Source organism: Lactococcus taiwanensis (assembly GCF_014905395.1).
GTDB classification, from domain to species: domain Bacteria; phylum Bacillota; class Bacilli; order Lactobacillales; family Streptococcaceae; genus Lactococcus; species Lactococcus taiwanensis.
This window is the reverse complement of the sequence record NZ_BNDT01000003.1, coordinates 165,656-187,487: the sequence shown is the minus strand read 5'-3', so window position 1 is coordinate 187,487 and position 21,832 is coordinate 165,656. Positions and strand designations below refer to the sequence as shown.

17 protein-coding genes are annotated in these 21,832 nt (G+C 36.3%); 4 read left to right on the top strand and 13 right to left on the bottom strand.

Features of this window, described 5'->3' with window-relative positions:
* Positions 1-61: 61 nt before the first annotated feature.
* Both JKP71_RS04970 and JKP71_RS04965 read left to right on the top strand, forming a co-directional pair.
* Positions 62-949: a DMT family transporter gene (locus JKP71_RS04970; protein ID WP_200407243.1), complete on the top strand. Its 888-nt coding sequence runs from the start codon at positions 62-64 to the stop codon at positions 947-949.
* Positions 950-1,080: 131 nt separating this feature from the next.
* Positions 1,081-2,181 (top strand): SLC13 family permease, encoded by a 1,101-nt coding sequence (locus JKP71_RS04965; protein WP_200407242.1) that lies wholly within the window; start codon positions 1,081-1,083, stop codon positions 2,179-2,181.
* Positions 2,182-2,261: 80 nt separating this feature from the next.
* Here JKP71_RS04965 and JKP71_RS04960 read toward each other — a convergent pair whose 3' ends face one another.
* From JKP71_RS04960 to JKP71_RS04900, 13 genes are all read right to left on the bottom strand, one after another.
* On the bottom strand, positions 2,262-3,173 hold the full coding sequence (locus JKP71_RS04960; RefSeq protein ID WP_200407241.1) for a metal ABC transporter substrate-binding protein: 912 nt from the start codon (positions 3,171-3,173) through the stop codon (positions 2,262-2,264).
* Positions 3,174-3,192: 19 nt separating this feature from the next.
* Entirely contained in the window at positions 3,193-4,047 is an 855-nt protein-coding gene (locus JKP71_RS04955; RefSeq protein WP_200407240.1) for a metal ABC transporter permease, read from the bottom strand.
* Position 4,048: 1 nt separating this feature from the next.
* Positions 4,049-4,768 (bottom strand): metal ABC transporter ATP-binding protein, encoded by a 720-nt coding sequence (locus JKP71_RS04950; RefSeq protein ID WP_200407338.1) that lies wholly within the window; start codon positions 4,766-4,768, stop codon positions 4,049-4,051.
* Positions 4,769-4,962: 194 nt separating this feature from the next.
* Complete coding sequence (gene guaA / locus JKP71_RS04945; protein WP_200407239.1) at positions 4,963-6,504, bottom strand: glutamine-hydrolyzing GMP synthase; 1,542 nt, start codon at positions 6,502-6,504, stop codon at positions 4,963-4,965.
* A gap of 208 nt (positions 6,505-6,712) precedes the next feature.
* Positions 6,713-7,588 (bottom strand): fructokinase ScrK, encoded by an 876-nt coding sequence (gene scrK, locus JKP71_RS04940; RefSeq protein WP_021723037.1) that lies wholly within the window; start codon positions 7,586-7,588, stop codon positions 6,713-6,715.
* Positions 7,589-7,689: 101 nt separating this feature from the next.
* Positions 7,690-8,571 carry an ROK family protein gene (locus JKP71_RS04935; protein ID WP_200407238.1) on the bottom strand — a complete coding sequence of 294 codons (882 nt, stop codon included), beginning with the start codon at positions 8,569-8,571 and terminating at the stop codon, positions 7,690-7,692.
* Between the two features lie 50 nt (positions 8,572-8,621).
* Entirely contained in the window at positions 8,622-10,049 is a 1,428-nt protein-coding gene (locus tag JKP71_RS04930) for a glycoside hydrolase family 1 protein (protein WP_200407237.1), read from the bottom strand.
* A gap of 29 nt (positions 10,050-10,078) precedes the next feature.
* A complete protein-coding gene (locus JKP71_RS04925) occupies positions 10,079-10,687 on the bottom strand; it encodes a YesL family protein (RefSeq protein WP_200407236.1) in 609 nt (202 codons plus the stop codon).
* A 229-nt stretch (positions 10,688-10,916) separates the two neighbouring features.
* Positions 10,917-12,368, bottom strand: coding sequence for an ABC transporter substrate-binding protein (locus tag JKP71_RS04920; protein ID WP_200407235.1), 1,452 nt, complete (start codon positions 12,366-12,368; stop codon positions 10,917-10,919).
* A 102-nt stretch (positions 12,369-12,470) separates the two neighbouring features.
* Positions 12,471-13,391, bottom strand: a complete 921-nt coding sequence (locus JKP71_RS04915) for a carbohydrate ABC transporter permease (protein ID WP_200407234.1) — start codon at positions 13,389-13,391, stop codon at positions 12,471-12,473.
* A 55-nt stretch (positions 13,392-13,446) separates the two neighbouring features.
* Positions 13,447-14,379: an ABC transporter permease gene (locus tag JKP71_RS04910; protein ID WP_003130089.1), complete on the bottom strand. Its 933-nt coding sequence runs from the start codon at positions 14,377-14,379 to the stop codon at positions 13,447-13,449.
* A complete protein-coding gene (locus tag JKP71_RS04905; RefSeq protein WP_200407233.1) occupies positions 14,376-17,063 on the bottom strand; it encodes an alpha-mannosidase in 2,688 nt (895 codons plus the stop codon). The genes JKP71_RS04910 and JKP71_RS04905 overlap by 4 nt, the downstream gene beginning before the upstream one ends.
* A 34-nt stretch (positions 17,064-17,097) precedes the next feature.
* Entirely contained in the window at positions 17,098-18,414 is a 1,317-nt protein-coding gene (locus tag JKP71_RS04900) for a glycoside hydrolase family 125 protein (protein ID WP_200407232.1), read from the bottom strand.
* A gap of 215 nt (positions 18,415-18,629) precedes the next feature.
* On the opposite strand from JKP71_RS04900, the gene JKP71_RS04895 reads away from it, so the two are divergent.
* Together JKP71_RS04895 and JKP71_RS04890 are read left to right on the top strand one after the other, a co-directional pair.
* Positions 18,630-19,667 carry a GntR family transcriptional regulator gene (locus tag JKP71_RS04895; protein WP_200407231.1) on the top strand — a complete coding sequence of 346 codons (1,038 nt, stop codon included), beginning with the start codon at positions 18,630-18,632 and terminating at the stop codon, positions 19,665-19,667.
* Positions 19,664-21,817 carry a GH92 family glycosyl hydrolase gene (locus JKP71_RS04890; protein ID WP_200407230.1) on the top strand — a complete coding sequence of 718 codons (2,154 nt, stop codon included), beginning with the start codon at positions 19,664-19,666 and terminating at the stop codon, positions 21,815-21,817. The genes JKP71_RS04895 and JKP71_RS04890 overlap by 4 nt, the downstream gene beginning before the upstream one ends.
* Positions 21,818-21,832: the final 15 nt, after the last annotated feature.

The following is a 21,832-nucleotide window of genomic DNA, read 5'->3' as shown; positions in this document are numbered from 1 at the left end:
TTATATAATATTTAACAAGGAGTAGCGATGAGATACAAGAAGAATAATTTGGGGAGATTTTATGTATAAATTTAGGGGAGTAGCCTATGCTTCGTTGGGTGCTGCTTTTTTTGGTATAAGCAGCATCCTTGCAGGTATTCTATTTAAACGGTGTGCTATCCAACCAGGATGGCTAGTTACAATTCGCATGCTTTTTTCTGGTCTAATCTTACTCTGCGGGTTAGGACTTACTAAAAACAATATTTTCAGTGTTTGGTATTCTTTTAAATCCAGTTTAAGAATTATCGCTTTTGGCATTTTGGGTGTGCTATTTGCTCAAACCTCTTTTTTATTATCTGTATTTTATGGAAATGCCGCGATTGCTACTATTCTCCAATCCTTAGGTCCTTCGATCATCATTGTAATTTTAGCTATCAAGAGTAAAACTCTCCCAAGACGACTCGATATTATTGCGATTTTCCTTTCTTTAATAGGGGTTTTCCTTTTAGTAACCAACGGTAATTTAGGTAAACTTAGTTTTTCAGCTTCCGCACTTATTTGGGGACTTTTATCAGCACTCGGGGTCTGTGCCTATACGCTAATCCCTTGTCCCCTCCTCAAAGATCATTCTGCCTTAAACGTTGTCGCGTGGGCCTTATTGATCGGAGGAATTATTTCTAATTTCTTTCATCCCTTAACTGTTATGCCAACAAACATTGATCAAATTGATCTGTTATTAATTCTTTTAATTGTTATTATCGGTACACTTTTAGCCTATCCTCTCTATATTAACAGTTTAAAATATACTGAACCCCACGTCGTAGGGATGCTCGGAATGCTTGAACCAGTAACCGCGATTTTAATTTCTACTATGTTTCTTAATGTCTCATTTTTGGGATTACAACGCCTGGGAATATTAATTGTCTTTTTGGCATTATTTCTCATTAATTTGCCAACAAACCATAAATAAAAGTCAAAGCAACCGGAAGTTATGCTTTGACTTTTTAATTAATCACTTTTCTAAATTTCACGAAGACAATAGAATACAAAAACACCTCTTTATGATAAAATAAGCTAAATAAAATTAAAGGTGGAGGCAGAATGGCTCAGATTATCAAGCGAATTTTTACAGATAAAACTTTTTTATTTACTGCGATTTTAGCTTTACTTTCATTGGGCTTTGGGACAGTTAAAACTTCTGACATTGATGTAAAAACTTTAATGGCTTTACTGAGTTTAATTATTCTTATTTCAATCTTTGAAGTTCTAGGAATTTTAAAATTTTTTGCTGGATTTATCATTGAAAAGTGCAAAAATTTGAGACAAATTGTTTTAGTTGTTCTTTTGCTCTCCTTCTTTGGCTCAATGTTTTTTACAAATGATGTTGCAATTTTAACACTAATTCCAATCATTTTTAATATCAACCGTAAAGTCAAGCTCCCAAAAATTTCCTTGATTAGCTTGACCACGATTTATGCAAATTTAGGCAGCGCCATTACCCCTTTTGGTAACCCCCAAAATTTGTATTTAGTTTCTTTTTATCATTTAAAATTGTTTGATTTCTTTATGCATTCCTTGCCCATAGGTTTTATCAGTCTGTTAACTTTATTCTTTAGTTCGTTTTTCTATTCAAAAGTACTGATAAGCCAGCTAAGTCAAGAGCGTTTCACCATAAAAAAAAGAGAGTTTTATTTACTTGGTCTAACTACTTTTGTCGTTCTTTTAGGCCTCCTAAATTTTCTCCCTATTTGGTCTTCCCTTCTTGCCAGTCTTGGCTGTGCATTTTTTATAAATAAGCACATATACAAAGAGGTCGACTATGGTATTATCCTTACTTTTCTTAATTTTTTTATAATTGTTGGTGCACTAAGTAGAATACCTATTATCCATAATTTTATTACTGACCTTATGCAGGGTGAAACCTCCATCTTCTTTACCTCTATAGGAGCTAGTCAACTCATCAGCAATGTTCCAGCTGCAGTTTTACTATCAAAGTTTACTGGTCACTTCACTCCTATTTATTTAGGGGTAACCATCGGGGGGCTTGGAACACTTGTGGCTTCGCTTGCTAATTTGTTAGCTTTTCGACAATATCAGTCGTATGCTAGAGCCTCCTCTCCAATAAAATTTTTGCTCTACTTTACCTTTCTAAATATTTTATTCCTGACTATTTTTATTCTCGTCGGATTAGGGTTATTATAAAAAGCTTGTCTTCTCAATTCTCATCATTGAAGAAAAAAGAAAAAAATACCTCGCTTATTCGGTGGTATTTTTTAATCATTTTACTGGGTCAATCCTTCATAGATTTTATCAATATTCCACTCCATCATTCGATAGTAGCTATCTCCATTCTGCCCTTTTTGAGCGATTGAATCTGTGAAGATTGTAGAATAGATAGGGATTGAAGTCTCTTTAGAGACCATCTTCATGGGACGCCGATCAACACTACTTTCTACAAAGAGTGCACGTAATGAGGTCTCTCTTAATTTTCTTACCAATTTTTTTAGTTGCTCGGGCGTTCCTTCTTCTTCCGTATTAATCTCCCAGATATAGTCTGAAGGAATATTATAGGCTTTGGAAAAATACTTGAAGCAGCCTTCACTTGTTACGATCATCCTCCTATTTTCAGGGATAGTCGAAAACTTTTTTTTCGCTTTTTTATCAAGTTGCTGGAGTTGGTCTACATAGTTTTTTAGGTTTTCTTGATAAAAAAGTTGATGTTGCGGATCCTTTTTTGAAAGTTCTTTTTCAATATTTTGTGCATAGATAATTCCATTTTCTAAACTGAGCCAGGCGTGTGGATCTACTTTTCCTTCAGCTTTTTCGCCTTGAAGAAAAATCTTTTCGACGCCATTACTTACAGAAAAATAATCTTTATTTTCTTTTTTCTTGGCATTTTTTACTAATTTTGTAAACCAAGCATTTCCTCCTGTTTCAAGATTTAAGCCGTTGTAGAAAATTAAATCTGCACGAGAGGTTTTTTGAATATCTTCAGGCAAGGGTTCATATTCATGTGGATCTTTTCCAACCGGAACGATACTATGGAGGTTAATCTTATCTTGTGCGATTGTTCGTGTCATGTCTGCTAGAATAGAGTTTGTTACAACCACCTCTAACTGTTTACTAGCTTTGTCCGGCTGATTATCTTTAGAAGCTGCGCAAGCCGCTAACAGAACGATTGGACAAAGGATCATTATTATAAGGAGAAATTTTTTACGTCTGGTTATCACTTTTTTTAATCCACTTTCTTATAAAATCTTGTTTAGGGGAGGTTAAAAAGCCACCAACAAATAGGACTGCAGAAGTTAAGACGATACTCGATCCAGCAGCAATATTAAAGGAGTATCCAATAAATAGGCCAAGCACTGATGAAATGGCTCCAAGTGTGGAAGAAAGAATCATCATCCGCTTTAAACTGTTAGTATAAAGATAAGCTGTTGCTGCAGGTGTAATGAGTAGAGCGACGATCAAGATCGTACCAACACTCTGCATAGCAGTCACTGAAACAAGTGTTAATAAAATCATCAAAAGATAATGATAAAAGCTTACATTCATGCCGATTGCTTTTGCCATGGTAGGGTCAAAAGAGGTAATTAATAACTCTTTAAAGAAAAGTAGGATAAGAGCTAATACTAATGTTGATACGCCAAGCGTTAGCCATTTATCCAAATCCTGCACAGCCAAAATATTGCCGAATAAAATATGGAATAAATCTGTTGAACTATTGGCTACACCAATCAGGATTACTCCTAAAGCTAAAAAGGAACTAAAAGTAATGCCTATCGCTGTGTCCCCTTTAATTGTGCTATTGTTTTTTATGAAAGTAATGATAACTGACGATAGCAGTCCAAAAAAGATAGCCCCAATAAAAAAGTTGATTCCTAAGAGATAAGAAAGTGCTACGCCTGGCAATACAGCATGTGATATTGCATCTCCCATTAGAGCCATCCCTCTCAGAATAATAAAACAACCCACCGCACCAGACACAATACCAATCATAAGTGCTGTAATTAGAGCGTTTTGTAAAAAATGAAATTCGTATAAACCATTAATAAAGTTTTGTATCATATCAGTGCGCTTCTCCGATAAAAATATTGTCTCCATAAGCTTTTTTCAAGTTCTCACTTGTAAAAACTTTAGCAACTGCCCCTGCCGAAATTAACTTCTTGTTTAGAATAATCAAGTCATCAAAATAAGTTCGAACCCTGCTTAAGTCATGGTGTACAATGAGAATTGTTTTTCCTTGTGCCTTTAAATGTTGTAAAATATCCATAATGATTGTTTCACTAACCGAATCAATCCCAACAAAAGGTTCATCTAAAAATATATAGTCTGTTTCTTGAACTAAACATCTGGCGATGAGTACTCTTTGAAATTGACCACCAGATAAACTACCAATCTGTCGCGCTTTAAAGTCACTCAAATTGACTTTTTCAAGCGCTTCATCAACTTTGCTCCATTCATCTTTGCCAAGTTTTTGGAAAAGTTTTAGACTGCTATATGTACCGAGCGCTACACTTTCCCTAACAGTGATGGGAAAAGTAAAATCAATGTTGCTTTTCTGCTCTACGTAAGCAATATTTTTTAATAACTTTTTTAACTCCTTCTTATCTACAAACGTCTCGCCCGTATGGGGGATAATATTTAGCACTGCCTTCAACAGAGAGGATTTTCCAGCTCCGTTGGGACCGATGATGCCTGTAATCCTTCCGGACCTTATTTGCAAATTTATATGACTTAATGCCATATTATTGATGTAATGAACACTCAAGTTGTTGATATAAATCATGACTTTCCTTACTAATTTTTTTGTTTTCAATACTTGATGTAGCTTGAACTATCTTTTAATAACATTAATTATAGCACAACCTAAACTTTTTGTCTAAATATTTTACCTAAGCTATATAAAATTAAGGATTAAAAAACAACGAAACCATTGGCTTCGCTGTTTTGTTAAATATTATTATTTTTGCATGTGTTGGTCTATTGCCACTCAACAGTTGCTGGTGGTTTGCTCGTAATATCGTAGACGATACGGTTGACGTGGTCCACCTCATTAACGATACGTTTTGAGATTTTTTGGAGAAGATCCCAAGGAAGTTGGGCAAAGTCAGCTGTCATTCCATCAATTGATGTGATGGCACGAATAGCCAATGTATAGTCATATGTTCGTTGGTCTCCCATGACACCAACTGATTTCACATCTGTATTTACTGTGAAATATTGCCAAACATCACGTTCAAGGCCTGCAGCAGCAATTTCTTCACGAAGAATTGCATCTGATTCACGAACAGTTTCTAGTTTTTCTTCTGTTAAATCACCAAGGACACGAATGGCAAGTCCTGGTCCAGGGAAAGGTTGACGCCAAACGATTTCATCAGGCATCCCAAGTTGTGTTCCAAGCGCACGAACTTCATCTTTAAAGAGGGTGTTCAATGGTTCAATCAATTGGAATTGCATATCTTCAGGAAGGCCACCAACGTTATGGTGTGATTTGATTGTTTGAGCTGTATCTGTTCCTGATTCAATGACGTCGGTGTAGAGTGTTCCTTGGGCAAGGAAGTCAACACCTTCTAATTTGTTTGCTTCATCATCAAAAACATAAACAAATTCGTTACCGATAATTTTACGTTTTGTTTCTGGGTCTGAAAGGCCAACAAGTTTGTCCATGAAGCGTTTTTGAGCATCTACTTTGATGATATTAAGACCGAATTTCCCGCCCAATGTTTCCATGACTTGGTCAGCTTCGCCTTTACGAAGGAAACCGTGGTCAACAAAGATTGATGTCAATTGGTCACCGATGGCACGTTGTAAAAGTACACCTACAACTGATGAATCAACACCACCTGAAAGTCCAAGAAGAACTTTTTTATCACCAACTTTTTCACGAATTGCTTTGACCTGCATATCAATGAAGTTCTCCATTGACCAGTTCCCTTTTGCTCCACAAATATTAAGCGCAAAGTTTCTAAGCATGTCAGTGCCATGGACAGAGTGACGAACTTCTGGGTGGAATTGGATACCGTACAAGTTGCGTTCTGTATTTTCAACAGCAGCAAAAGGACTGTTTGGTGAAGTTCCGACAACGTGGAAACCTTCAGGAATAGCTGTTACACGGTCACCGTGGCTCATCAAAACATCTTGAACTTCGGGAGTTCCTGCAAACAATGCTGATTTTTCAGTGAGTTGAAGTGGGGCAACACCGTATTCGCGTTCACCTGCTGCTTCTACCATACCGCCGAGCTTGTAGCTCATCAATTGCATGCCGTAGCAAATACCAAGAACTGGCAAACCAAGTTCAAAGATTTCAGGATCAATATCGAATGAACCTTCATCATAAACTGAATTTGGACCGCCTGAAAGAATAATACCGATTGGATTAATCTCACGAATTTCTTTGGCTGTCACTTTGTGACTCATGAGTTCTGAGAAAACACCGATTTCTCGGATACGACGCGCAATAAGTTGATTGTATTGTGAACCATAGTCGAGTACAATGATTTTTTCAAGTGTAGTGTCGGACAAGGGACCCTCCTCTAATAAGGTGCAAAAGTCCGAATTCCTGTTGGAAAGTTCGAACTTTTGTTCAATTATTTTATTAGATTTATTCTATCATAATTTATTGTTTTTTGCAGAGATAGTTGTGAATAAATAAAATAAATTTTAGAAAAATCGTATGATAGTGATTACATTTATTTTTACTGACGAAAATGAAAAACTACTGACAGAGCTGTCAGTAATTTTTTTCATCTAATTCTTTTGCCAAAGCAAAATTTCCAATCGTTGCCGAACCATTATTGGCGACTGACGGCGTCATAATATAATCTGTCAGTAAATAGGGCACGTGGACATAACCTGCCATTAATTTTGTGAATTCTTTGCGCACGCGCTCAATCATGTGCGTTTGGGTCATAACGCCACCACCAAAAACAATTTTCTCAGGTGCAAGTGCTAAGGTTGTATTAACGGCGATTTGTGCAATGTAGAAAGCTTGAATATCCCAAACTTTGCTGTCAGCTGGAATATCTTCTCCGCGAATTCCTAAGCGGGCTTCAAGGGAAGGACCAGCTGCCACTCCTTCTAAACAATCACCATGAAATGGACAAACGCCTGCAAAATTAAGGTCGTCTGGATGACGCTTCACATATTGATGACCCATTTCTGCATGAGAAAATCCTCCAATAAATTTCCCATCTTGTACGGCTCCTCCACCAATTCCTGTTCCGATTGTGAAATAAACCAATGATTTTCCGCCAGTCACAATCATTTCACCGTAAGCCGAGCTATTGACATCAGTAGTGAAAACCATCGGAATATCAAGTGCAGCTTTGAGTTTTCCTAATAAATCAACATTTGCCCAACCCGCTTTTGGCGTGGTTGTTATATAGCCATAAGTTGCACTTTCAGGCTTGATGTCAATAGGCCCAAAAGAACCAACTGCTAATGATTTAACAGGATTCTCCTTAAAAAATTCAATGGTTCTAGTAATTGTTTCTTCGGGACTGGTCGTTGGAATTTGATTTGTTTTTAAAATGTTAAACTGCTCATCACCAATCGCAAGTACAAATTTTGTTCCGCCTGCTTCGATTGAGCCATAATGATTTGTCATAATTTTTTCCTATATTTGTTACTTTTTATGTTTTATTTCGTATAGTATGAGTGAAGGAATTTTCTGTCAGTAAAAAATATTACTTACAGAAAACTTCTAGCTTATTTGTCAGTCTTATTTGCGTAAGTTTGTGAAAAGTCTACCGCTGCACCAATTAAGTTGGCAGAATTTCTGAATTCACAAGTTACAATTTCTGGCATAAAAGTCGCTACTTCAATAATTTCCATGATTTTTTGAAGTTGTTTTTGCAATTCTGGAATTAACCATTTAGCTTGGGAAACTCCTCCGCCAATAATCACTAATTCTGGATCAAAAGAATAAGTCAGATTAAAAATCCCTTTTGCGACATTGTATAGAAAAATATCTTTTTCTTCATTAGCTATTTCATCACCATTAAAGGCTTTTTCAAAAATTTCGATGGCATCAAGAGCTTCTCCTGTGCGTTTATTATAGCGCTCAGCCATTCTAATCGTTGTTCCTAATGTTGAAAACGAATGTTCATCATCCATGAGCATAAAGCCAAATTCACCTCCAAAAAGATGTTTCCCATGATGGACTTTCCCATTCATAACAACAGAACCGCCAACACCTGTTCCAAGCACAAGGAGCAAAACATCAGACAAACCTTTTGCCGCACCAAATTTCACTTCGGCAAGCGCCGCACAATTGGCATCATTTTCGATAGAAACAGGTAAACCAAATCTTTTTTCTAATTCAGCATGAATATCAAAATCATGAATATAAGGGAGAGCACTTGCTCCTTCAATGACACCAGTCGCTTTATTTACTGCTCCTGGGGAACTAATAGCAACACCACAAACATCAGAATTTTCCTTAAATTGTTCAACGACTGCTGTCAGTGATTGATAAAATTGATCCAGATTATCAGGAGTTCCGAAAGCACCTTCTTCTCCTAATTTTCCGTCAGCAAATCTTGCATATTTAATGCTTGTTCCACCAATATCTATTGTTAATAATGACATATTTCTCCTCCAAATTTTCTTATGTTTTTAACAGATGTTTTTAACAGAAATCATTGATTGTATTTTTCTAAAATCGAATCTGGAACTTGTAAAAGTGATGAGTCTGTTAAATTTTTATACCAATAAGCTGATTTTTTTAAAGTTTTCACTTGGGTATGGATATTCAAACTAATCAAACCATAACGATTTTTGTATGAATTACGCCAACTCCAGCAATCAATTGGTGTCCAAACATGGTAACCAAAACAATTTGAGCCTTCTTGAATCGCTTTATGTAGCCAAAAAAGATGTTCTGTTGTAAAAATAATTCGGTAATCATCTTGAATTTGTCCGTCAGCATTTTTGAAACGCTCTTCATTTTCTACACCTATCCCATTTTCAGAAATAAACCAAGGAATATTCCCATAATCTTCTTGAATTCGCTTGGCAATTTCGTAAATGGTTTGTGGATGTATCTCCCAACCTCTGTCAGCATTCATCCGCACCCCACGTTTATTGAACGATGCGTAATATTTGTCGGGACGCCAATCTTGAGCCAAACTATCACTAGAATATTCAGGTTCTTGTACTCGACTCGGATGGTAGTAATTTACTCCCAAAAGGTCCACTTTGTTTTCCTTAATCCGTTTCAAATCTTCTGCTTCCGACTGCCACAAGACATTTTCTTCTTGTAAAAGGCTGACTAATTCTTCTGGAAATTCTCCCTTTATTGATGCATCTAAAAAGAGGCGATTTTGCCAAAGGTCTGCCATTTCTGCTGCTTTTAAATCTTCGATTTTTTCAGTTGCTGGATAGGACGGAGTTAAATTTAAAATGATTCCAATTCGTCCTTCAGGATTTTTATTGATTTTTCGGTATTGTTCAATCGCAAGAGATGAGGCGAGTTGCAAATGATAAGCCACTTGAACAGCTTTTTTTCCATCAACAATATCAGGATAATGGAAACCTAATAGATAAGCACACTCAACGACAACCATAGGCTCATTAAAAGTAAACCAATCACTCACTCGGTCGCTGAATTCAGCAAAACATTTTGCTGCAAAACCTGCATATAAATCAACAACATGACGACTTTCCCAGCCTCCATATGTTTTTAAAAGTTCAACTGGTAGGTCAAAATGATTTAAATTAATCATCGGACGAATCCCTTGCGCTATAAATTCATTAATTACAGCGTTATAGAAATCAACCGCCTTTTCATTTACCGTATTCTTTTCTAAATCATCTATCAAACGCGACCATTGAATACTTGTCCTTATTGATTTTAGACCAGCAGCCTTCATTAATTTTATATCTTCTCGAAAGTCATTGAAAAAATTACTGGCTGTATCAGGTCCAATTCCGCCCCAAAAACGTTCTTGATAATGGTCAAAATCATAATCAAAAACATTGTCATGCTGCTTTTTAAAACGTCCTTCAGTTTGTGGGCCACTCGTTGCTGCTCCCCACAAAAAATTTTCTTGAAATTTTAATTCCATTTTCTACTCCTCTCAATAACTCTTCATTTTTACTCTGCTAACTGTTCTTCAACTTTCAAACGCCAAGTTTTTGTCACACTTAAAGAATAAACTTGTAAAAGGCCAATCAAACCAAAAAGAATCATGCCTTTAAATTGCCAAGTCAAAACAAAGATAAGGACAATCCCAAATAAAAGTTTTAGATAGGTTTTAAAACTAATAAAATTTGAAATAAAGCTCATTTTTAATAAGTTTCCAAAACTAATTTCAAATTGACTATCAAAAATCATTGTATATTCAAAAGCGGTCATAAGGTAAGTTAACCCAAAGAATAGAATGAAATCGATCACCAAGAAAAGTAAACCTTGGATTTGTACTGAAAGGTATAAATTATAAGCGAGCAAAAGACTCAAAGACATATAGAGCCAAAAAATCATATTTGCTCTTAAAAAGTCTCGCTTGAAAATCTGATAAGCTTGCTTTACTGAAATTGACTTATAGTCAAAACCATGTTCCAAATACAACTCTGTTACCACTTTAAAAGCAGGACCAAATCCTAAAACAAACAGCCCTGTGAGCGCTAAGAGCCAAAATATCAAGGTCAATTTAACAACGACCCAAATTCGAATAAAGAATTCTTCTAGTGCTTTTCCAATCATTTTTCTATAACTTTCTAACTTTTATTACTTCATTATAACACTTTTTCCACAAAATGTTAGGGCTTACATTGAACGTTTTTCATTGCTACTGACCTTGTCAGTACCTTCTCTCAGAGTCTCAGCTCATTAACCTAATAAATGCTAATTTTCATAATAATTCCAATAAAATAAGATCTCCAAACTAGTTTCAAAATGAATTTAGAAAGGAAATCTTGGATTTGTTTACCTCTTATTTATTTTTTAGATAAGCATTATATTGACTTTGCATTTCTTTTTGAACTTTATCGTAACCTGCTTTTTTCAACTCTGCTTTGAGTTTTGGTAAAGTTTGGGTTGGATCTACAGAACCTGTATTCAATTGATCCAAATATTGACTCATCACATTTGATAAGTTAGAAATTTCAGATTTCACTTTTGTTTGATCAAAGGTGAAGCCAAGCAGTGGAGAAACTTTTGCATCTTTGATTGATTGGTCACGTTGAGTAATCATTTCATTAGTTACCGCATCAGTCGTATAAAGAATGGCATTATTTCCTGTATTCCAAGCAGCCATGTGTTTTACCCCTTCACTGTATGAAGGAAGTAATTTAATTTTCTTGTCACCCGTTTTTTCCCATTGTTTTCCTTCAACCCCATAAACTAAACCATTTAAAAGATCAGCATCACTATTAATTACTCCTAGTGCTTTTACTGCCTCTTCTTTATGTTTAGACGTATTTGAAACGACGAAGTTAGCCATGCGGGCTTGGTCAGTTGTAATTAAAGGATTAGTTACTGCTTTTGATACAAGGGGTTGTCCAGCTGCTTGAGTCAAAATAGTATCGCCATAATCGTAAGGACCCTGTGTTTCAACACGTGCAAACCAGTTATTTGAGTTCAAATCAAAAGCTGTACTGGAAGTTGCAGCATCAGCAGGAATCAAACCTTTTTTATAATAATCATGCATTGTCTTTAATCTATCAACATAGGCAGGAATATCATAAACGTTCTGAATCTTTTTACCGTCGCCTGTTGTATCTACAGCAAATGGTAGACTGTTACCGAGGACGTAATCAACATTGGCGGGTGTCTTATAACCCTGACCTACTGCAAAGGCTGCAACATTAGGATCCTTTTTATGGAATTCTTCAATCACTTTTTCAGCTGAGGCAAACGAATCAACGCCGTCAATAGATAAGTTGTATTTATCCAAATATTGCTTGTTAAAGGTAATTACTTGTTGCGCATAGATATTCCCATTTACAGGATATCCATAAAGTTTTCCATTGATTTTATTTCCTTCAATATAAGCTGGATTAAGCTCATTATAAGCCGTTTTAGCATATTTAGGGACTAAATCAGTCAAATCAGCATAGGCGCCTTTCGCAGCATTTGTGGCATAATCTTGCGCAAAAGCAATGTCATAAGCTTCACCAGATGAAACGATGACGTTCATTTTTTGAGCGTAATCTCCCCATCCAATGTAACTAATGTCCAATTTCACACCAGCTTTTTTCTCAAGAATTTTGTTAGCGTTAGCCATCAATTCTTTGTAATTGTCTGGTTTATCACCGATTTGGTACATGTGTAAAGTCGTTTCACCCGTACTACTTTTTGACTTCGCAGATGAACCACAAGCCACAAGTGTGAAGGCTGCAAGCACTGAGACGGTACCAAGTGCAACTTTTTGATAATTTTTCATTAGAGTATGCTCCTTTAGGGTTTCCCCAATTTTTTTAACTTTATTAATGTTTGCGCTTTCTTTAAGCGTCTAAATTTACTCTGCTAAATAAGCAGAGCCTTCTTATTCTTTAACGCCACCGATGGTTAAACCTTTGACAAAATAACGTTGGAAGAATGGATAACTAATTGCAATTGGTAAAGTTGAAATGATAACAATTGCCATACGTGCTGATTCACCAGGGAGAGCCGCTAAACCTCCGGCAATCTGTGAGCCTGCTCCTGCATTTTGTGTTAAGAATTGTAAATTGTTTTGAACTTTCATCAGCAAATACTGCAATGGAATCAATTTATCGTTTGAGATATAAAGAAGGGCATTAAACCAGTCATTCCAATAACCTAAGGCTGCAAAGAGGGAAATGGTTGCAATCCCAGGTACCGCTAAAGGAAGAACAATTTGAGTGAAAATTCTAAGTTCACTTGCTCCGTCAATTCGGGCAGATTCAATAATTGAATCTGGAACTGAACGTTTAAAGAAAGTTCTCATAACAATGATGTTAAATGGCGAGACAGCCATTGGCAAAATCAAAGCCCAAATTGTATCTTTCAATTGTAGAAGATTAGTCATTACCAAGTAATTCGCAATCATCCCAGGTGAGAATAACATTGTGATTAAACAAAAGATAGTGAAGAATCGACGGAAAGGAAAGTTATTTCTAGAAATCGCATAAGCATAAAGTGAAGTTGCTGTAGAATTAATTGCAGTCCCTAGAACCGTAACAAGTACTGTGACAAACAATGATTGCAACATTTTATCTTTCATTTGGTCAAATAAGAATGTATAAGCATAAAAGCTCCATTCTCGTGGCAAAAAGCTATAACCGAATTGTTGCAAAGCCGATTCTTTTGTCAGCGAAATGGCTAAGACAAAGAGGAAAGGTAAGACACAAGAGATTGCAAAAAGTGCAATGACGATATTAAAAACAAAGTTAACTGGACGATTAAATCCTCGAACAGATAATGAGGCTATTTTTTTCTTTTTCATATATTATTAGCTTTCAAGTTTGATAAAAGGCTTGACCTACTAGCTTCCTCCTTTCTTAGAATAATGCTGAATCACTATCAAGTCTGCGAGCAAAGAAGTTTGTAATCATTAGAAGAATAAATCCTACTACTGATTGATAAAGCGCTGCTGCCGTTGCCATTCCTAAGTCACCAGTGTTAGCCAAGCCATTATAGATATAGGTATCAAGGACTTGCGTTACTGGTGTCAAAGCACCTGATTGTCGTGGAACATTATAGAAAAGACCAAAGTCAGCACGGAAAATATTTCCAACGGCTAAGATTGTCAAAATCGTCATCAGTGGAACAACTTGAGGAATGGTAATATTTTTAATCTGTTGCCATTTTGTTGCGCCATCGACCATTGCTGCTTCATAGTAGGTTGGGTTAATTCCCATTACTGTTGCAAAGTAGATAATCGAATTATAACCAATTCCCTTCCAAACACCAATGAAGAGGATGATGAAGACCCAATATTTTGGTTCTTGATACCAATTGACTGGCATTCCACCATTATGCATAATCATTTGGTTGAAAATCCCTTTGTTTCCTGGTGCCAAGAAGGCATAAACAAAGTAAGAAATAACGACCCATGAAAGGAAATATGGAAGAAGTGACATTGTTTGATACACTTTTACCAACTTTTTATTTCTTAATTCACTCATGATAATTGCAAACGCAATAGAAATAATCAAGTTCAGTGTAATAAACCCAACATTATAAAGCACCGTATTTCTTGTGATATCAAAAGCAGCACCGGAAGAAAAGAGGAATTCAAAGTTTTTAAATCCTACCCAAGGACTATTGGTCAAACTGGCCAAAAATCCGTCTGGGTCAATATGAAAATCTTTAAAAGCCACCACATTTGCAAATACTGGAATATAAAAGAAGAAGATCATCCAAATTGCACCCGGCAGAGCCATAATGATCAGCGCTTTATAGCGCCAAATATTCCGAAAAAATTTTTTCATTGATTTTTCTCCTTAATCAACAAAGTCCGGATTTCGTGAGCTGCAATTTGTGTGGGTGCGTCTGCTTCAATTTCATCTTCGAGTAAATTAAGTAATTTTGCTTCTTCTTCAAGCGCTAAACTTAATGACTGACCAGACATATTGTAGCCTCGTAAAACTAGACCATTATCTGATTCGCGACGTTTCAATGCCGTGATAGCAAATTTATCAGTATCAATTTCTAATATTTTCCCAGCTGACGGTAAAGTTTTTTCTGCTGACGGATTTGTCAGTTCTACCGTTGAAAATGGAACTTGTGCAATATAAGCATGTTGATAAGTTTCATAACGTTCACAAGCCGGTCCATGAAATTCTAAACTATAGTTAAAAGTATGACGCCCTAAAGTTTGAGCCTCTGGTGTTGGGAAGTAACCCCAATCACCAAGTTCGCCAACTCCTCTAAGTAAAGTTAATGCAATATTTGCACTGTCAGTAATTTCATATTCATTTAAACCAAAATTACCAACAGTTAAACCATATTCTTCATTATGAAGATTAACGAAAGCTTGCTGATGCTGTGGATTTGTTGGATTTTCCCAAGTTTCAGGCATAACATTAGGTCTTGTCACTACTTCATAAATACTGTCAGCTTCGTGATTTTCGCTTGTTAATCCCGCTGGGAACAGTACACGAAGTCTGTGATCTTTCATTTGATTATCAATGCTTGTTTCAAAATCAACTTTTTTTGAATTTTTACGTACAGTGATTTTGCTTGTTACCTCTAAAGGCAAAAGTTTATCAGAACGACCAGCATTACGATAACGGAATTCCAAAACCTTTTTTTGTTCCTCATCCAATAATTCGTCAGCAGATTCAGGAATCATCAGCACTTGTTTAAGCTGAACTTCCGCAATTTCTGCTCTGTCAGTAATAATTGAAAACTCAACAGGACTGTCAGTAGAAAGAATTGGTTTGGTATTTTTAGGTTGGAAATAGATATATTCATTTCCAATATCACCAGTGTCTTCAAAGACAAGCAAATCTTTAAAAACTTTATTGAGCGACTTATCAAAAATACTCAATGTTCCATTATGATTAACTGTCAGTTTCAAACTTTCATTTTCAATAGTTTGACCAGAAATCATACTTTCATTATTATTGACAGAACTGTCAGCATCGTCAGTAAGTACCAAATCAAAACTTTCCCAAGAAAAAGCACTCATTTCATTTAAAAATAATTTCACTTTCACAAATCGTTTCATGTAAGGAACTCGGAAACGATCTTTCGGTAAATCATAATCAAATAAGACTTCTTCTTCACTGATTTCAGCTGGGACTTCTTGACCTTCACGATTGATTACTTTATAAGTTGCCTTGGGCTGTGCCTTTAGTTCATCATAAAGTTTTTCAGGAATTCCTTCTTTAAATAATTTACGCTCAAGAACTACTTCAACTTCAGCCTCACCTGTTTTAGAATGTCCAGCTGTATTAAAAACGACAAAAGGATGTTGGCCTTCAAAGTCAATGACTTTAGCGAGTTCAAATAATGCATCATCAGCAAGATATTTTCCTACTTCATTCGCTTTTTCAAAACGTGTCATCATTTCACGATGAACTTCGTCAACAGAGCAACCACAGATACTATCATGTGGATGATTTTGCATCAAAGTTTTCCAAGCATAAGTCAATTTGTCGTGCGGATACTCTCCTGTCACCCGATAAGCTAAACTGGCGAGAGGTTCTGTAACATTTTCTAACTGACGCTCAACTTTTGTATTCCATTGTTTGAGATAAACTCGACTCGAAGCCGTATTTGCTAAAGTGTACCAGCCATCAGTTTCCTGTGAGGTTAGTTCCCCTGTTACCGTAGATAAGTTTTCAGGCAAATCTGACCTTACAGCTTCTAAATAAGTTGGCCAATTAGAATGAACAAACTCATAATCTGGGAAAAGTTCATTTGCCAAGCGAATCGCTTTGCTCAAATCTTTCTGAACTGGTTGATGATCCACGCCATTCATCATTAAGAGATGTGATGTCGAAGCAAATTTTTCAACATCTGCTAATTTTTGATTCCAAAAGTCAAGTGCTGCTGCTTTTTCAGCAGGAATTTCATTTCCATTTGAATACCAATTGGCAAATAGAATTCCAAGAATTTTTGTCCCATCAGGACCTTCCCACCACATTTCTGAAAATTGTGAACTATAGGCTTCCTCTGATTGTTCCAAAACTTGGTTATCAAACCCGACTGGCTTCACTCCTCGACCAAAAGCTGCAGTGCTAAGCCCTGCCCCTTTCATCATTTGTGGCGTTTGCCCCATATTCCCAAAAGTATCAGGGAAATATCCCAACTCAACGGGAGCACCCCAACGCTCCGATTCTTTACGTCCAACAAGCATATTACGAACGTTTGATTCAGAACTAATGAGGAAATCATCTTGTAAGATATAAAATGGACCGATTCTCAGTTTTCCAGCTGAAATCGCTGCTTGTACTTCCTCACGACGCTCGGGACGTACTTGCAAATAGTCATCTAAAATAATCGTTTGTCCATCCAAATGAAAGCTATCAAACTCAGGATCTTCCTTGAATAAATCAAGTAAATCATCCACTAAATTGACTAAACGCATATGATGTTCTTCATAAGCCATATACCATTCTCGATCCCAATGACTGTGAGAGATGATATGTACCGTTTTCTTTTTCATAAAGCTCTATCTTTCTAAAACTAATCTCATTAACTTATTTTTCAATTTGGATATCAAAATAATCCATGACTAACTCACAAAACATCATATTAGCCCAGCTAAACCATTCTCTAGTGTAATTTTGTGGATTATTGACATCAAATCCTTCATGCATCAAATGTGTTCCAGCGTCTGTTTCGACCAAATGATTTAAGATTCGTTCTTTTTCGCTCTTATCATTTGTAGTCATTCCTTCCATTGCTAAAGCAATTGGCCAAACATAATTTTCTGGTGTATGACTAGAACCAATTCCTCGTGCATATTTTCCTTCATAGTAATAAGGATTTTCTTTACTCAATAAAGTTTGTCGTGTTTTCAAATAAACTTCATCTTCAGCCTGGCAAAATCCCAAATAGGGAGCTGCAATCAGATTGGGAACATTGCTATCATCCATTAAAGTTTTTTTCCCAAGTCCATCAACATCATAAGCCCAAATTTCTTCGCCTTGTTGATTTTTAGTTTTGGCAAATTTCTCAAGTCCCTCTTGAATTTCATCTCTAAGCATCTTTGCTTCATTTGCAATTTCTTCATTAGATAGAAGCTCAGTAAAAATTTCTTTGATATAATCCAAAATAACGACAGCAAACATATTTGACGGAACCAAATAACCATACTCACAAGCATCATCACTTGGTCTAAATCCTGACCAAGTCATGCCAGTGTAGGCTGTCTTGGCTCCTTTTCCATCTCTTATTAAAGTATCTTCATGTCGTTCAGTATCTCGAACAAAATGGTAGGGAGAAGTTTCATGATTTTGTTCTGTTTTAAAGACATTCAAGGTGTTTTTGACTGCTTTGATAAATTCTTCATCAAAATGTTTGGTATAACCTGTATTTTTATAAACTAAGTAAGCGAGTTGGATAGGATAACAAAGGGAGTCAATCTCATACTTTCTTTCCCAAATCCAACCTTTGTGTTCATTAAAATTGGTATGATCGGTCTGATGCCCAGCAAAGTTTTCACTCTCGTTGAAAGCATTAGCATAAGGATCTAGATTAATATATATCATTTGTTTTTTTACTAAACCAACAATCAAATCACGAATTTCTTCATCTTCACGTGCAAGTACCAAATAAGGTCTCATTTGAGCTGTCGAATCTCGTAACCACATTGCTGGAATATCACCTGTTAAAAGAAAGGTAGTCCTATCATCATGCACTCTTAAAGTAGTTTCAAGTGTGTTTGAGAAAGAATGATTAAAGTTTAGGGCCCACTCTTTATGTTCTTCTCCACAAAGAATTGTTATGTCATTCATAAACTTTTCAACAGATTTTGGAATATTTGCTTTCACTGCATCTCCTTTTAAATTCATTTGATATATCATTTAAGGCTATTTTAATATAATTCATTTCGTTTTGCAAGCGCTTTTTTATTAAGTTAGGGTTAATTTTGTCACTTTTCTTTATTTTTTCTGAATATTTTTTCTCATATGACGCTTTTTATAGCAAATTATTATCCAAATACTTGTTTTTTTATAAAAAAAGAGTAGAATATGATATATCAAATAAAATACAAAGGGATATTTCTATGAGCTTACCACTCTATCAGCAGATTTCCAATGATTTAAAGCAAAAAATTATCGCTAAAACATTTAAATCTGGAGACCAGCTCCCCACTGAGAAAGAACTCTCAGAGACTTATTCAGTGAGTCGCATTACCGCAAAACGAGCGCTTACTGAATTAGAACAACTTGGGCTTGTCAGTAGAACACGAGGAAAAGGAACTTTTGTTCAAGAATTAAATAAAAACCATACCAAACTATTAAAAAGAGTGCTCTTCATTATTCCTTTTGAAGGAATGTCATTTGGAGATTTCACACAAGGTTTAGTTCCTGCTTTAAAAGTTGAAAACACAACCGTTTTTATCACATATGCAAGCTATCTTAAAGAAAATACAGCGGAGGATATTAAAGAAAATTTTGACGGTTTAATTTACTATCCAATGTATACGGAAGATTATTTAGATATCTTATTAGAACTTTCACTACAAAACTTTCCTGTCGTTCTTTTAGATAAACAAATTTACGACCTCGGATTTCCTTGTGTTTCCTCAGATAACTTTAATGGGGGTGAGCAAGCCGCTCAAGCGCTCTTGAATTTAGGGCATAAGCGAATTGCTTTTGTGGCTAGTAATGATACCCACCATCCCCAAACAACAAGAAATCGATACTTAGGCTATGTCAAAGTTTTAAAAGAACAAGGAATCAAGTTTCACACTACGCTTGATGACTCACTTTATACCGAAAGTTCTGTTTTGGAACTCATTCATAATGAAAAAGTCACAGGACTTATCTGTGAAAATGACTTAGTCGCTCTTCAAACTATGAAGACTTTGCAAGATAGCCATTTTTCTGTTCCAAATGATATATCAATTATTGGTTTTGATGATATTCAAGCAGCAAGCTTATCAAATCCGCCATTAACAACCATTGCTCAAGATTTCATTGGCATGGGAAGAATCGCTGGCGAACTGCTTTTAGACTGGATTAAAAGCGGGCAAACCCCAAAAGATGTCAAAGTTCCAATCAATTTAATTAAAAGAAAAACAACTGAGGAGTTGAAATGAAGATAAACAAAATTGATACCCGTCACGGAACAGCTAACCACCCCACTTTTTCACATGGGAATTGCCTTCCATACACTGGCTATCCTTGGGGAATGAATTATTTTGCCCCTTCAACCGGTGCCGCCCGTGGTGCTTGGTGGTTTCATCCAGAAGATCGCACCTTTGAAGGCTACCGAATCACTCACCAACCCAGTCCTTGGATGGGAGATTTCTCACATTTGACAATGACGCCTATTACAGGTCCTTTGCCTGAAACTTCATTATGGCACACCGTAAGTTCATACCGTCCAGAAGAATCAACTTTTAATCCAACGCAACTCAAAATTACTCAATTACGTTATCAGATTACATCTCAGTTAATTCCATCAATGTATGGTGGAATTCTATCAATGAATTATCAAAATTTAGGCCTCAAAGATAATGGCTTGATGCTTCATCTCCCCGGTTCTTATGAACTTCAACAACTTGACGATTACAGCTTAGAGCTTTCAATTATTAATTTTGCTGGTTGCGAAGATGATAATTTTACTTTTTATCTCAAATTTACTGCTGACCAACCTTTTATTTTAAGTGGAAATTTATCTGATGAAGATTCTTCTGTTCGCTTAGATTTCAAAGCAGCCAAGCAGGTCCAAATCCATTTTGCTACTTCTTTTATTTCCAAGGAACAAGCCGCTCTTAATCTGGAGCGTGAACAAGATAATTCAGCAGAAACATATTTGGAAAATGCTGAATCTGCTTGGAATAACCTTTTTTCACGTATCGAAATTGAGCATCATAATCAACACGAAGTTTCCACTTTCTATCACAATCTTTATCGCTCATTTCTCTTTCCACAAACTTTTTATGAATTTGACCAAGAGCATCAAAAAATCCATTACGATACAAGCTCTAAAACTGTCAAGAAAGGTCCCCTCTATACAAACAATGGCTTCTGGGATACTTTCCGAACAGTCTATCCGCTTTATAGTCTAATAGCCGTTGACGAGTACGGTGATATGCTCGAAGGCTTCCTAAATTCTTATCGTGCGACTGGTTTTCTTCCAAAATGGCTTTCTCCTGATGAACGCGGTCTAATGCCTGGAACCTTGATAGACGCCGTCATTGCTGATGCTGCAAGTAAAAACATTCGACCTGATTTGATGCCCGAGTTTTTGGAAGCAATGAAAAAAGGAGCCACAAGTCAATCTGAAAACGCTAATTACGGCCGTCGTGGAACCAAAGATTATCTAAAACTTGGTTATGTTCCGCTCACTCACCATGAATCTGTTAATCACACTTTAGATTACGCATTTTCTGATTATTGTATTTCGCAAGTGGCGAAACAAACCGGTGACAAAGAAACTTCAGACTTCTATGCCCATCACGCAAAAAACTATCAAAATATTTTTGATTCTGAAACTGGTTTTATGCGAGCAAAAGATGCTGACGGAAATTTCAGACCTGACTTTTTAGATATTCGTTGGGGTCGTGATTATGCAGAAGGTTCTGCTTGGCAAACTTCTTGGTCAGTTCTTCATGATTTTGCTGGACTAATTAAACTACATGGCTCAAGAGAAAATTTTGAAAACAAACTCATCGAGCTTTGCAACCAACGACCAAATTTCAATGTTGAAGGATACGGTTTTGAAATTCATGAAATGAGTGAAATGGCTGCCATCGAATTTGGGCAAGTGGCTATCTCAAATCAACCAAGTTTCCATTACCCATACCTTTTTAGTTACATTGGCAAGCCTTGGATGGCTACGCCTTTAATCAAAAATTTACTGACAGAAACATTTAATGATAGTCCGAAGGGCTATCCTGGTGACGAAGATAATGGAACAATGGCAGCTTGGTATATTTTTTCAAGTTTAGGATTCTATCCAGTCACGGCTGCTTCTGGTCAATACGTTCTTGGTATTCCCCTCTGGGATAAAGCCACAATCAAGTTATCCTCTGGTCAGAGCTTGACCGTCCTTGCATCTCCTAATGCACCACAGCAAATGTTTGTCAATGCAATCACATATAATGACGAACCGGTCAGCACTACTTTTATTAAACACCAACAACTTTTGAGCGGAGGAACGCTCAGTTTTGAACTCGGTATCGTTCCTCACCCACATCGTTATACGGCCGATCAATTACCTTACTCTCTAACAAAGCCCTAAATTTCATCAAGCATC